A 13689-nucleotide genomic window follows, 5' to 3' on the forward strand; every position below is an offset into this window, starting at 1 on the left:
ATTACGAAAAAAACTGAAATTATTAATTCATAAATAAGGACTTAATTATCATGGGAAAAATAATTGGAATTGACTTAGGTACTACCAACTCTTGCGTTGCCGTGATGGAAGGTAATGAGCCTGTGGTGATCCCTAATAGCGAGGGTAGAAGAACTACTCCTTCGATTGTAGCTTTTCTTGAAGATGGAAAGGGAGAGAGAAAAGTAGGGGATCCTGCAAAAAGACAAGCTATCACCAACCCTCAAAATACTATTAGCTCTGTAAAGAGATTTATGGGTAAAAAATTCTCTGAAGTTAGTGATGAGAAAAAAGCCGTTTCTTACGGATTAGAGCAGGGAAATAATGATACAGTTCGAGTAAAAATCGGAGATAGAAATTATACACCTCAAGAGATTTCAGCGATGATACTTCAAAAAATGAAGTCTACAGCTGAAGATTACTTGGGAACTGAAGTAAAAGAAGCGGTAATTACTGTGCCTGCTTACTTTAACGATGCTGAAAGACATGCTACCAAAGAAGCTGGTCAAATCGCAGGTCTTGATGTGAAAAGAATTATCAACGAACCTACAGCTGCAGCTTTAGCTTATGGTCTTGATAAAAAAGATCAAGATATGAAAATCGCTGTGTATGACCTTGGTGGTGGTACATTCGATATTTCTATCTTAGAATTAGGTGACGGTGTTTTTGAAGTGAAATCTACTAATGGTGATGTTCATTTAGGTGGTGATGACTTCGATCAAAAAATAATAGATTGGTTAGCTGAGGAGTTTTTGAAAGACGAGAACGTAGATCTTAGAAAAGATCCTATGGCTTTACAAAGACTTAAAGAAGCTGCTGAAAAGGCGAAAATTGAATTATCTAGCTCTACTGAGACAGAAATTAACTTGCCTTACATTATGCCAGTTGATGGTGTGCCTAAGCACTTAGTAAAGAAATTGACAAGAGCTAAATTTGAGCAAATCTGTGATGACTTAGTAAGAAGATCAATGGATCCTTGCCAAGCAGCACTTAGAGATGCTGGTTTAAGCGCTTCTGAAATTGATGAAGTGATCTTAGTAGGTGGTTCTACCAGAATACCTAAAATACAAGAAGAAGTTGAGAAGTTCTTCGGTAAGAAACCTTCAAAAGGAGTTAATCCTGACGAAGTAGTGGCTATTGGAGCGGCTATTCAAGGTGGTGTGTTAACAGGTGAAGTAAAAGACGTATTATTATTAGATGTTACGCCATTATCATTAGGTATCGAAACTATGGGTGGTGTTTTCACTAAGTTGATTGAGTCTAATACTACAATACCTACAAGAAAATCTGAAGTATTCTCTACTGCTGCTGATAACCAACCTTCTGTGGAAATCCACGTTTTACAAGGTGAGCGTTCTATGGCTAAGGATAACAGAACAATTGGTAAATTCCATTTATCTGATATTCCACCAGCACCAAGAGGAGTTCCTCAAATTGAAGTAACATTCGATATTGATGCTAACGGTATCATGAATGTATCGGCCAAGGATAAAGGAACTGGTAAAGAGCAGAAAATTAAGATCGAGGCTTCTTCTGGATTAACAGATGAAGAAATCGAGAAAATGAAGCAAGAGGCGCAAGCTAATGCTGATGCAGATAAAGAAGCAAAAGAGAAAATCGATAAAGTAAATGCGGCTGACTCTTTAATCTTCCAAACTGAAAAGCAGTTGAAAGAATATGGCGAAAAATTATCAGATGATAATAAAGGCAAGATCAACAGTGCTTTAGAAGAATTGAAAAAAGCTCATCAGTCACAAGATCTAGCAGCCATTGACACTGCTATGGAAGGTCTTAACAAGGCTTGGGAAGGTGCAGCTCAAGAAATGTATGCAGCTACTGAAGGACAACCAGGTGCTGACGCAGGAGCGCAACCAGGTGCGGATGCTCAACAAGGACAATCAGGCTCTGATAATGATGTGTCAGATGTTGAATTCGAGGAAGTGGATGACAATAAAAAGTAATTCACTGATTTAATATAGATTGTAAAAGGGGCCTTGTGCCCCTTTTTTTATGGCTATATGTAGCTATTTACGCAACAAAATTTTATAAACTGGTCAATTTATTTAAAATGATTTTAAATTTGCGACCTCATATTAAAAACAAATAGTTAATAATGATTATCTACAAATTTGGCGGAACTTCGGTAGGATTACCCGAACGTATGCACAAAGTAGCTGAACTGATCACTGCAGACCAAGAACCGAAAATTGTGGTGCTTTCAGCTGTTTCAGGTACAACTAATGCTTTAGTGGAAATAGGAGAATTGCTTCTCGCACGAAAACAGAAGGAGGCCAAGGGTAAGGTAGAGTCATTAAAGAAACACTATTCTCAGTTTATTGATAATTTGTACAATACAGCAGAAGGAAATACTCAAGGGACTACTTTGATTAATAGCTTTTTTACTGATATTGATGCTCTAACGAGTATTCCTGATTTTAATGAAGGAAACAATAAAACCCTTTTGGCTTACGGTGAAATCATGTCAACGAATTTATTTCATCAGTACCTTCAAGAGAGGGGAATAGAAAGTGACTTGCTTCCTGCTTTAGATTTTATGTCTATAGATGAAGATGGCGAACCTGAAATTGAAAAGATTTCGGAAAAGTTGAAAAGCATTATTGCTGACAGGCCATCTAAACCTTTATATATTACACAAGGCTTTATTTGTCGTAACCACGAAGGTAAAACTGATAATTTACAAAGAGGAGGTAGTGATTATACCGCTTCGTTGATAGGTGCAGCTATAGCCGCTAAGGAGGTGCAAATATGGACTGATATTGATGGCATGCACAATAATGACCCTAGGGTGGTAGATAATACTTTTCCTATTTCGGAGCTCAGCTTTGATGAGGCTGCCGAGTTGGCTTATTTTGGCGCTAAAATATTACATCCATCATCTATTTTGCCTGCTCAAAAGTATGGTACCCCTGTAAGGTTGAAGAGTACTATTGATCACGAAGCGCCAGGAACAGTAATTAATGCAACGGAAGGTGTGGCTGATATTAAGGCTATAGCGGCTAAGGATGGTATTACTGCCATTAAAATAAAATCTACCCGTATGTTATTGGCCCATGGCTTTTTGAGGCGTTTGTTTGAGGTTTTTGAAAAATATAAGACTTCAATCGATATGATTACTACTTCGGAGGTGGCTGTATCGGTAACTATTGACAACGATCACTACCTAGCAGAGATTATAGAGGAATTGGGTGCATTTGGGTATGTAGAGGTAGACAAAAATCAGAGCATAGTGTGTATCGTAGGAAACCACATTACAGAGAAACCCGGAGCTTTGAAGAATATTTTTGATGGATTAAATGACATTGCCGTGAGGATGATTTCTTACGGAGGAAGTAAGAATAATGTCTCTATTCTTGTTGATTCAGGATATAAAAATCAGGCACTTAAGTCGTTGAATGAGTCTATCTTCACGCAATAAAGTATAGAATGCTATAAACGAAAAAAGGAGCTAAACAGCTCCTTTTTTCGTTTATAGTAAATTGTAGTTTTCTATTAAAGGAAAGCAAAGAATACTAACCATACTAATATTAGTAACGGTAGTAAAAATGGAATGGAGAACCTGATGATGTATCCGAAGAAAGATGGCATTTTAATACCTATCTGTTCTGCAATAGATTTTACCATAAAATTAGGTCCATTACCTATATATGTCATTGCTCCAAAGAATACAGCTGCAATGGAGATAGCCTTTAAGTCTAGTAAGCTATCGTGGAAAACACCACCTTGCGCAAAGGCAGATACATCCTGAATGTTGCTGATTTCACCACCTTGAGATGCCATAGCTGCAGTTAAGAAATTAAGATAAGTAGGTGCGTTATCTAAAAAGCCCGATAGCATACCTGTGCCCCAATAAAGGGTGTTGTAGCTTATGAGCTCAGCTCCTGCTGGGCTGGCTGCAAAGCCACTCACGAGCTCTAGTGCCGGCATCATGGTGCCAAATATTCCAATGAAAATAAAAGCAACCTCTCTGATAGGTTCAAAGCTAAACTCATTTCCATAGATGGCGGTTTTATTGGCAAATTTGAATGAGAAAAATGCTACTGAGAACATGATCATTTCTCTTAAAAAAGAAAATTTTTGCCCATCGTAATGTATCGCAGGTACCCATTCAAGTACGTTTGGATCTAAAAATACAGAACCAATTACTACGGCTAGCCATAGGAAGTTTCTATAACCCACAAGCTTTATTTTGTTGCTGTAAGTCATCTCTTCATCAGAAAGGCCGTGGCTAGATTTGTTGTTTTTATCTAAAACATAAAAAGTGATTAATAAAGCAACTAAGGCAAAAAGCCAAGCAGCAATATTATGCTCTAATGTCCAGAAGAAAGGAATACCCTTTAGAAATCCTAAAAATAATGGAGGATCACCAATAGGAGTTAAACACCCACCAATATTACTAACACTAAAAATAAAGAATATGATGTGGTAAGCTTTTATTCTGGTTTTGTTTAGTCTTATGTATGGTCTTACCAATAGCATTGATGCTCCGGTAGTTCCTATTAAATTGGCAACTACAGCCCCGGTAAATAATAATATGATATTAGCCATAGGAGTGGCTTTTTTGTCAATATCTATCATTATGCCCCCAGAGGCAATGTATAATGATGCCAACAGTGCTATAAATTGAACATATTCTGCTAAAGCATGTATTGGGGCGTGCGTATTATGTAAGACAAAAACATAATACAGCACTACTATAGTAGCCAAAATAATAGCTACAATGGGGTAGTTTTTATGCCAGAAATGCTCGTAGAATAATGGGCCTGTTGCTATCATTAATAGCAACATTACAAATGGTATTACGGTCCATCCGGGCGCGGTGGCATGATGCGCTTCGCTGTTTTGCCCATGTTGTTGTTCCGAATGTGACTCGTCTTTTTCGTGTTCTTCTATAGGTACACCCTCGCTATGTTGAGTGTTAGTAGTTGTAGTAGCCAGTGCCTCTTCTTCATTACTAAATGAAGGGATGGCAATGAAAAACAAAGAAAAAACCAGTAAAATTTTAAAGAGCGATTGACTCACCAATTTAATTTTTATTTACAATAATTTAATTCACAAGGATTTGGATACATCACTTTAGATGTATACACTAAGCCATATTACTCAAAGTTATAGAATCTTATATAAACATTCTTGCTTCTAAGGTTAATTAGAAGTTAAAATGGTAATGAAAATTTACAATCTCAATACTTTAACTTTTAGTAGGTTAGATGAATATGTAGTTAGTAGTCATATTCATTTACTAATTTTTTGCCAACTTCATTAACATTTGAAGTTATACTATTAGTTTATTTACAATTCTTACTTAAGCATATAGATGCCTCTATTATAAGCAAATTTTCTAACACCGGATTAAAATTATGTAATATTTAGTCTTAGTACAGCCAAAATAATGAAGGTTAGAGATTAGGTGGCGGTTCACAGTGCGGCTAAGAAAGCGAAGGTAACGGTTCCTTGCATGCTGTTACCTGATTTTGCCACACATTTGTTAGAGCCTGAAGAGAATCATTGTCCAATTCAAATAACTGTTGAGTCATAACTCTAGTAAAACGACAGAGATCCAATACCTCTATGAAATTAGTTGAAAATGCTTTAGATTGATTACTATAATAGAAATAAGGGAATGTTTGTGTCTCTTATATAATTGTTATAAGACATATGAAGTCTCTACTATTAATTTTGTTAACAGGGTTATCTTTTAACTTGACATCCTTTGGACAGACCGTTAAGGAACAGTTGGGCCTGTGTGAATTGGATTCAATTGATTCCGAGAAAGTACTTTTCAATGTAGATACTCCACCAACTTATAAAGGTGGCATGTCACAGTTTTATAGTGACTTGATATCTAATCTCCATCTATCAGATGATATCAAAACCTACGGTGCGCATACCAAATTCTATTTTTCGTTGGTTATCGACCCGTCTGGTAAAATCCGTAACTTTTGCGAAGCTAATGGCCATTTAACTCTTTTATCATCGGATTCTCTTAGGAATATAGATAATTGGACTTCTGGGACTCTCGATGGTAAGGAAGTGCCTGTGAGACTTGTTATTCCGGTTTATATAAATGTTGATTAACGGACTAAAGATATGTGACGCATTAGTGAGAGTAACATTGAGCTGGGTTTTGTTCGATTTATCTGTCGCCCAGAGCTGGTTGGAGTTTCCGGTTCTAAGGGGCAATTATCTGGTGAAGCTCAGTGGTTATCTGGAACTGTTGGTTAAATCCAGTCGGTTTCACTATTTTGGTGTCTTATAGTCTCGGTGGTGCACACATGACTATTTATGAGTGTTAGCAATAATTACTTCATGGTTGTAGAAATTTCATCAGATGATAAACTGCGTAAATCACACATCAACTATCTAGGTGGCCATTTCAACGTGATCAATAAACTAGGGCTTAAAGGTACTGGTTCTACCAAGTTTATTTACCTTGATGGAATTGATGAATTCAATGGTCTGAAAACATTATCGCAAGACTTGAATACAGTGTCTTTCGAATTGTTAAAAAAGGGGCTAGTGTTAAGATTTTCAAAGAAGAACATTCAAAAGGCCTTGCTCTTAAAATATTCTGATATTTATTCAATATCAGTTGTATCTCAAAAAATTAGAAAGTTCTATAATGGTCGAGAAACAATAGTGAAAAAGGCAGACATTAATCTTCTATTTAATGAAAAAGAATTAGTTCTGGGATTATTACCATCAAACTACAATTCAGGTATTGACTTCTTATCAAAAAGACCAATTAGAAAACTTTGTACTCATAGGCTTAACCCAGAAATTTTAGAGGATAAAAACTTTACTGATTGGCTTACTTTGCTTAACCATTTAATTTAAGCTACTGCCCACAACTCGCATAAAATTACTGCTAAAATAGTCACGTCACGCTTTATGTAGTGGTGTTGTAAGTTATACACAGCACCCTGATGGATTCAAGCCAATTTATTTTAAGAAATTGACTTGAATCATTATATATAAGTTTTGAACTATTGTGTAGCTAAGACTTTTCCCTTCAGTTTATTTTTCTCTTAAGGAGAGCCTTTTTTGTTTATACTGGCTACTTTTAGCTTTAGTCCTTCACATTTTTACTTAATGAATGCTAGGGTACCGCTAAGTCGTTACACTAACAGTTTTAGCGCTATTTCAAAAGAAGTTTTTGCTATTTCTGTTTTTGAACTGTTTTGTTTGAAAGTTTTCTCCAATGCCTTACGGATTCTTAGAGAGGTGTCACTAAAAATAGCATCATCCTCTAGGCTCACTTCGGCCTCCATAAGGTAGGCAAACACTCTGGCCATGCCACAGTTAGCTATAAAATCTGGTATTACAGAGAAATTGCTGTCGGCATAAAGACCTGTAGGCCCGAAGAATATTTCAGGGTCTGCAAAGGGTACATTAGCTCCACAACTAAAAACTTCTAAGCCAGAGTTGATCATACGCTCTACTTGATTTTTGGTGATTAGCCTAGAGGCAGCTGCAGGAATAAACACTTCAAAGTGCAAATCCCATATCTTCTCATTGATTTCATTAAAAGGAATCATATCATCTGCAACTAGCTGATTGCCATTTCTATTAAGAAACATGTCTTTTATTTCTTCGTGCGAAAAGCCATCTTCATTAATCACTCCACCATCACGATCAATGATGCCCACTATTTTAACTCCCATCTGCGATAGGTAAAAACCTGCAGCAGCGCCTACATTACCCCAGCCTTGAATTACAGCCCTTTTTGTTTGTAAGCTGCCACCCCATAAATCATAATAATGCTTTACGGCCTCGCTTACGCCATAGCCTGTTATCATATCGGCCACAGTATATTTTTTGGTTAAGGATGGAGAGTATTTTTCGTCTTCCAAGACTTTAATTACTCCTTGCCTAAGTTGACCAATTCTATTCACTAGGTGGGCTTCAGTGGGTTGAAAGTGCCCTGTGAATACACCTTCTTGCGGATGCCAAACGCCAACATCTTCAGTAACGGGTATCACTTCATGAATTTCATCTACATTTAGGTCTCCTCCAGTACCGTAATAATATTTTAGAAGCGGCTTAACAGCGGTGTACCAACGTTCCAATACTCCCTGCTTGCGAGGGTCGTTGGGGTCAAAGTTAATTCCTGATTTAGCCCCGCCTATTGGAGGGCCAGATACTGTGAATTTAACTTCCATCGTTTTGGCTAGTGACTCTACTTCGTTTTTATCGAGTCCTTTTCGCATTCTGGTACCTCCGCCAGCAGCGCCACCACGTAACGAATTGATTACTACCCATCCCTCTGCTTCCGTTTCCGGATCTTGCCATTCAAAAACTATTTCAGGTCTCTTGTTTTCAAATTTTTCTTGAAGCTTTTTCATAGTATTTATTTCATAAGGTCTCAAAACTACGAAAAAACTTATTGCTTATAATGTAATTACGCTTCCGCCCACACTATCTTGGCTGGCGCCTGTTACACTTGCTAAGCAGTTAATTTTGTTTTCTAGTCTCAGTACTCCCAAAAATGCAAATATGATGGCTTCCTTAAATTTGATCGTATCTTTTGAGGGAATTACTAGTTCGATGTCTGGTCTAAGGTAGTGCTGAATTCTTTCTATTAAATAAACATTAAAAGTGCCGCCACCGGTGAAAAGAGCTCGGCCGTTATTTTGGCAGCTTTGATTAATGGCATTAGCTATTTGCAGGGCACTATGTTCTGTAATGGTATGCAAAAGGTCTTCTAAAGGCTCAGAGCTAGAGTCTAAGTACGATAATATATTTTCTTGCACCCATTCATATCCCAGCGATTTTGGAGCTTCGGCTTTGTAGAATTTTAATTCATTAAACTTGTGGAAAAAGCTATCTATTAGAGTGCCCTTTCTTGCTAATTCGCCATTCTTATCATAGTCGTGCCCAAGTTTACTGGCCAAGTAGTTAATGGGCATGTTGCACGGAGAAATGTCATAGGCTATTCTAGTATTTTCTTTTTCATAAGATAGATTAGCTATGCCTCCTAAATTGATGCATACCTCGAAATCCGAAAACAAAAGCCTATCACCAATGGGCACCAATGGAGCCCCTTGGCCACCCAAGGCTACATCTAATGTACGGAAGTCAGAAATTACGGGAAGCTGAGTAATGGCAGCAATTTGATTGGCATTGCCTATTTGTAGCGTAAAGCCATTTTCAGGTTGATGAAAAATGGTATGACCATGAGATGAGATATATTGAATTTCAAAGTCCCTTTCTTTAATGATGTTGGCCACAGATTCACCTATCCATTTACCTAATTGATGGTCTAGCTCAGTGAGTTCAAGGCCTGATAAAGAAGTGGCTTTTTTCAGCGTTTCTAGTATTTCTTTTGGGTATTCTATTTCAATACCTTCTATGAGTTGATATTTCCATTGTCCTTTTTGTTTGTAAAAATCACAGTATGCCACATCTAACCCGTCAAGCGATGTGCCTGACATGAGACCTATAATTTTGTAAGAGTTTTTTGTGTCCATCGAAATATCCAATTGTTCGTTTACGGCTGAAAATTATGAAACTACTTTATTCTTGAGATAAATTTTCCATGTTAAAATAATTTAACACACTATGTTATTTCATTTTAACACTTTTTCGTGGACTATTGTAATATGAATCTTATTGTAGATTATGGTAACACCAGAGTAAAGTGGGCAGTGTTTGATCACACTCAACTGATAAAAGTGGGGTATGGAGAGGAGGAGCTTCTCCAATTAGATAAATCATATCAGTTTAAATATGTCTATATCAGTTCGGTTTTAGAAAGAAGTTTTGATTGGACAAAAAACATAGATGCATCTGTTCTGTATCTGGATAGAGAGAATAAACTTCCATTTAATGTTGATTATAAAACGCCTAATACCCTGGGGTTAGATAGAATAGCAGCCGTAGCAGGAGCTCAGAGTTTATTCCCTGAGCAGAATTGTTTGGTTATAGATATGGGTACATGTATAACCTATGAAATAATAGATGATGCAGGCACCTATTTTGGAGGAGGAATTTCACCCGGGATGCAGATGAGATTTAAGGCAATGCATACTTTTACTGCTAAGTTGCCGTTAATTGAACCTGAAGAAAATGTGCCTTTGGTAGGACAATCTACTAAAGATTGCATGTTAAGCGGTGTAATTAATGGCATAGTTGCCGAAATTCATGAAATTATTCGGATGTATAACTACAAATTCGCAAATTTGCGGATTATAGTGTGTGGTGGGGATGCTCAGTTTTTTGAAAACAGACTTAAACCTGACATATTTGCTGCCCCAGAATTGGTTTTGAGAGGCTTAAACAGGATTTTACTTTATAATGTATAAAAATAAGATAGCAATTTTTTTCCTATTGTCAATGAGTTTTTGCTCATTGAAAGTATTTGGGCAAGCTGCCAAATCTCCGTATACCTCTTTGGGTATAGGTGATATTTATGGTCTTGGCTTGGCTCATAATCAAGGAATGGGTGGTTTGGGTATTAGTAACGGTAGCTATTGGAATCTTAATAATATCAATCCTGCATTGCTACCTTATAATTCACTTACTGTTTTTAATGCTGGGTTTATTGGTGAGCAAAGGTCTTTAGATAATGGAATCACTAAAGAAAAAAGCTCAGGGGGTAACTTAGCATTTTTAGCTACAGCTTTTCCTGTAAAGCCAGGCAGATGGACCACCGGAATCGGGCTTATGCCTTATAGTAATGTAGATTACGAATTTACTACCATGGCAAAGGTTCAGGGGGCAGATAATGATATTATTATTACAGAATCAGGGGCAGGAGGGCTTAATCAGCTTTACTGGTCTAATGGTGTTTCGATCAATAAAAATTTGAACGTAGGATTAAAGGCTACTTATATTTTCTCAAATATAGAAAAGGAATTCACTGCTGATATTCAGGGCATTGAAGAAGGTGTGTTATTAGCAAGTAATGTCACAGAACGTCTTTCAGTGTCTGACTTTATGTTTTCTGGAGGTTTGGCATTTAGAAAAGACTCTATCTTTCATAATAAGATAAGGTTTAATGCTGGCTTAACTTACGATTTTAATACAGATGTAAAGGCTAAGATGTTTAGCTCAGGAGAGCAAATTTATAATAACTTACCAATATCTGTTGATACTTTATCTAACAATGTAAGAGGTTCAATAACCCTTCCTCAGGCTATAGGAGCAGGTATTTCATTCTCCAACGGTTTTAAATGGACAGTAGGGGTAGATGTTAAATTGCAAAAATGGTCTGATTATAAATCTTACAAAGGGGGTAATGATGGCTTTGAAGATGGAATGAAAATTATAGTAGGAGGTGAAATTACGCCAGACTATAGCTCTGTTACTAGTTACTTAAAAAGAGTGACTTATAGGCTTGGAGCGAGTTATGAAGATACACCATATGTAATAGATGGTACACAAGTGAAAGACTTTGGCATTAATTTTGGCTGGTCTTTACCTGTAGGCCGATTCTCAAGTTTAGATATGGCCTTTAAATGGGGACAGCGTGGTAACATAGCTGACACCAGAATACAGGAAGACTACTATAAAGTTTACTTTGGTCTAAACTTTAATGACCAGTGGTTTATTAAAAGAAAATATGATTAAGTAATAATTAAAATGATGATGAAAAGTAAAATAATGAAGCGCATCTTTTTGTTAGCAGTTATCTGTTTGCAAACGTATATGCTGCAAGCCCAGTGTAATGATTGGAACTGGCCGGAGGACAAGGCTAAAGCTCAGGAAAAAAACGTATTGTATACTGATGCTCTTAGAAATGATGATTTTGACAAGGCTCAGAAACCTCACATGTGGTTATTAACAAATGCGCCTAAGCTTAATACTTCTATCTACATTAACGGAGAAAAAATTTATAAAGGCTTAATTGATAAAGAAACTGATGATGCTCGTAAAGCGGTGTTGATAGACTCTTTAATGCTTATCTATGACATGAGAATAGAGAATTGCGGAGAAGAGGCTGATGTAATTGCGAGAAAAGCTTACCAAAACTATGTGTACAACATTAGAAATAAGAGCAAGCTTAAAAATGTAATGGAATTATTCGATAAAGCTTATGAGCTTAACGGAAACGATATTCCTTACTATATGCACGTGCCTTATATGAGTGCTATCGTATACAACAAAAAATATTTACAAGACATCTCTGATATGGAGATTTTAGATAGATATGATAAAATCACTCAGGCGGTAGATTACCAATTAGAAAATGACACTGCTCATAAAGATAAACTTGAAGACTACAAAGGTAAAATTGATGGTTTGTTAGTGTCAGTAATTGAAGTTGACTGTGATTTCGTTAAGCAAAATTTAGCTCCTCAGTTTCAGGCTGATCCTTCAAACGTGAAATTGGCTAAGAAAATATTTGCTTTCATGTTGAACGCAAAATGTACTGATGATCCATTATGGTTACAAGCAGGTGAGGTAATTGCAGAACAAGAGCCTGATTACGGATTGTACAAAACTTTAGGACTTAAATATAAGTCTACAGACAGAGCTAAGGCTGAGAAATATTTCAACAAAGCTTTAGAATTAACTAAAGATCCTTCTAAGCAATCAGAAATGTACATTCAGTTAGGTGCTATTAAAAGCGGTAGTGCTGCATTGCAGATGTACAACAAAGCTTTGTCTATAGATCCAAATAATAAAGATGCTTACAATGCTATTGGTTATGCATACTACCAAAGCTTTGATAGCTGTAAAGGTGGTCAGGATATCGTAAAAGATAGAGGTGTATTCTTAATTGCTTACGATATGTTCCAAAGAGCAGGAAACTCTAAAATGATGAATTCTGCAAAAGAGCAATTCCCATCAAAAGAAGAAATATTTACATATAACTATGAAAATGGAGCTTCTTTAACTGTTAGCTGTTGGGGAGTTACCACTACTATCAGAAGTAGAGATTAATTATAATTAACATATTGAAAGAGGCCATATGAAGGATTTTTCTTCATTGGCCTCTCTTTTTGTATATGAAGTCTACATTCAAATACCTTTTTTTACTTTTATGCGCTACGGCTATTAGTTGTGGCGATGATGGTGAACAGAAGGCCGAATTAGCTCCTTATGAAGGGCCTTTGCAAGAAGCAAGTGATCTGGAATTATACTTTAGTGAATCAGCTACAGTGCAAGTGAAATTGGTTACAGAGCAGTTGCTTGAATATGCTACCGGAGATAGAGAGTTCCCTAAAGGGCTTTACATGGAGTTTTATGATGAAGAAGGGAAGCTGGAGTCTACACTGAAGGCAAATGAAGCCTATTATTTTAGTGAAGCTAATAAGTGGAGAGGGAGAGGCGATGTGCAGGTTAAAAACATAGAGAATAACCAGGAATTGGACACTGAAGAGTTGTTTTGGCTGCCTACAGAAGAAAAAATACAAACCGATAATTTTGTAACTATCAAAAGGCCGGGGCAAATATTGTATGGAGATGGCTTAGAGGCAAAGCAAGATTTCAGTTACTATGAAATCAAGAAAGTAAAAGGAATATTTGATATAGACGAAGAAGATGAATAAATTATTTCCTATAATCATATTTTCATTATGTGTTGGACTATTTGTAATTGGAGTCCATCAATCAATGACAGTGGGAGTGACCGAATCCTACTGGATTTTTATGTTATGTTTAGGTCTATTATTTTTATACAAATTACTGAAGGATAAAAAAGATAAG

The 13689-nt window shown here is 36.6% G+C and carries 11 protein-coding genes; 8 read left to right on the top strand and 3 right to left on the bottom strand.

Annotated features, from left to right (window positions below):
- The first annotated feature begins 50 nt into the window (after positions 1 to 50).
- Both dnaK and ACXACQ_RS06815 read left to right on the top strand, forming a co-directional pair.
- Positions 51 to 1979 carry a molecular chaperone DnaK gene (gene dnaK, locus ACXACQ_RS06810; RefSeq protein ID WP_474975184.1) on the top strand — a complete coding sequence of 643 codons (1929 nt, stop codon included), beginning with the start codon at positions 51 to 53 and terminating at the stop codon, positions 1977 to 1979.
- Between the two features lie 152 nt (positions 1980 to 2131).
- Positions 2132 to 3454 carry an aspartate kinase gene (locus tag ACXACQ_RS06815; RefSeq protein WP_474975185.1) on the top strand — a complete coding sequence of 441 codons (1323 nt, stop codon included), beginning with the start codon at positions 2132 to 2134 and terminating at the stop codon, positions 3452 to 3454.
- A gap of 74 nt (positions 3455 to 3528) precedes the next feature.
- Here the strand turns inward: ACXACQ_RS06815 and ACXACQ_RS06820 are convergent, their stop codons facing one another.
- A complete protein-coding gene (locus ACXACQ_RS06820; protein ID WP_474975186.1) occupies positions 3529 to 5058 on the bottom strand; it encodes a sodium:proton antiporter in 1530 nt (509 codons plus the stop codon).
- 636 nt (positions 5059 to 5694) lie between these two features.
- Here ACXACQ_RS06820 and ACXACQ_RS06825 point away from each other — a divergent pair.
- The gene (locus tag ACXACQ_RS06825) at positions 5695 to 6114 is read left to right on the top strand and encodes a hypothetical protein (RefSeq protein WP_474975187.1); all 420 of its coding nucleotides are present in this window, start codon (positions 5695 to 5697) and stop codon (positions 6112 to 6114) included.
- Between the two features lie 231 nt (positions 6115 to 6345).
- Entirely contained in the window at positions 6346 to 6873 is a 528-nt protein-coding gene (locus tag ACXACQ_RS06830) for a hypothetical protein (protein ID WP_474975188.1), read from the top strand.
- 281 nt (positions 6874 to 7154) lie between these two features.
- Here ACXACQ_RS06830 and ACXACQ_RS06835 read toward each other — a convergent pair whose 3' ends face one another.
- Together ACXACQ_RS06835 and ACXACQ_RS06840 are read right to left on the bottom strand one after the other, a co-directional pair.
- Positions 7155 to 8381 (bottom strand): Glu/Leu/Phe/Val dehydrogenase dimerization domain-containing protein, encoded by a 1227-nt coding sequence (locus ACXACQ_RS06835; protein ID WP_474975189.1) that lies wholly within the window; start codon positions 8379 to 8381, stop codon positions 7155 to 7157.
- A 45-nt stretch (positions 8382 to 8426) separates the two neighbouring features.
- Positions 8427 to 9506, bottom strand: coding sequence for an anhydro-N-acetylmuramic acid kinase (locus ACXACQ_RS06840; RefSeq protein ID WP_474975190.1), 1080 nt, complete (start codon positions 9504 to 9506; stop codon positions 8427 to 8429).
- 132 nt (positions 9507 to 9638) lie between these two features.
- Between ACXACQ_RS06840 and ACXACQ_RS06845 the strand changes: the two genes are divergently transcribed.
- The 4 genes from ACXACQ_RS06845 to lptC all read left to right on the top strand — a co-directional run bounded on the left by ACXACQ_RS06845 (position 9639) and on the right by lptC (position 13532).
- Positions 9639 to 10340 (top strand): type III pantothenate kinase, encoded by a 702-nt coding sequence (locus tag ACXACQ_RS06845; RefSeq protein WP_474975191.1) that lies wholly within the window; start codon positions 9639 to 9641, stop codon positions 10338 to 10340.
- Between the two features lie 31 nt (positions 10341 to 10371).
- Positions 10372 to 11607: a BamG family beta-barrel-assembly machinery protein gene (gene bamG / locus ACXACQ_RS06850; RefSeq protein WP_474975192.1), complete on the top strand. Its 1236-nt coding sequence runs from the start codon at positions 10372 to 10374 to the stop codon at positions 11605 to 11607.
- 33 nt (positions 11608 to 11640) lie between these two features.
- The gene (locus ACXACQ_RS06855) at positions 11641 to 12924 is read left to right on the top strand and encodes a tetratricopeptide repeat protein (protein WP_474975193.1); all 1284 of its coding nucleotides are present in this window, start codon (positions 11641 to 11643) and stop codon (positions 12922 to 12924) included.
- Positions 12925 to 12989: 65 nt separating this feature from the next.
- Complete coding sequence (gene lptC, locus ACXACQ_RS06860; protein ID WP_474975194.1) at positions 12990 to 13532, top strand: LPS export ABC transporter periplasmic protein LptC; 543 nt, start codon at positions 12990 to 12992, stop codon at positions 13530 to 13532.
- Positions 13533 to 13689 lie beyond the last annotated feature (157 nt).

The organism is Fulvivirga sp. AWR4_260 (assembly GCF_056158185.1).

Excerpts from the sequence above, each read along its gene's own strand:
- ACXACQ_RS06825 (WP_474975187.1), top strand. The coding sequence starts at position 5,695 with ATGAAGTCTCTACTATTAATTTTGTTAACAGGGTTATCTTTTAACTTG.
- ACXACQ_RS06830 (WP_474975188.1), top strand. The coding sequence starts at position 6,346 with ATGGTTGTAGAAATTTCATCAGATGATAAACTGCGTAAATCACACATC.
- ACXACQ_RS06855 (WP_474975193.1), top strand. The coding sequence starts at position 11,641 with ATGAAGCGCATCTTTTTGTTAGCAGTTATCTGTTTGCAAACGTATATG.
- bamG (WP_474975192.1), top strand. The coding sequence starts at position 10,372 with ATGAGTTTTTGCTCATTGAAAGTATTTGGGCAAGCTGCCAAATCTCCG.
- dnaK (WP_474975184.1), top strand. The coding sequence starts at position 51 with ATGGGAAAAATAATTGGAATTGACTTAGGTACTACCAACTCTTGCGTT.
- ACXACQ_RS06835 (WP_474975189.1), bottom strand. The coding sequence starts at position 8,381 with ATGAAAAAGCTTCAAGAAAAATTTGAAAACAAGAGACCTGAAATAGTT.
- ACXACQ_RS06840 (WP_474975190.1), bottom strand. The coding sequence starts at position 9,506 with ATGGACACAAAAAACTCTTACAAAATTATAGGTCTCATGTCAGGCACA.
- ACXACQ_RS06845 (WP_474975191.1), top strand. The coding sequence starts at position 9,639 with ATGAATCTTATTGTAGATTATGGTAACACCAGAGTAAAGTGGGCAGTG.
- ACXACQ_RS06815 (WP_474975185.1), top strand. The coding sequence starts at position 2,132 with ATGATTATCTACAAATTTGGCGGAACTTCGGTAGGATTACCCGAACGT.
- lptC (WP_474975194.1), top strand. The coding sequence starts at position 12,990 with ATGAAGTCTACATTCAAATACCTTTTTTTACTTTTATGCGCTACGGCT.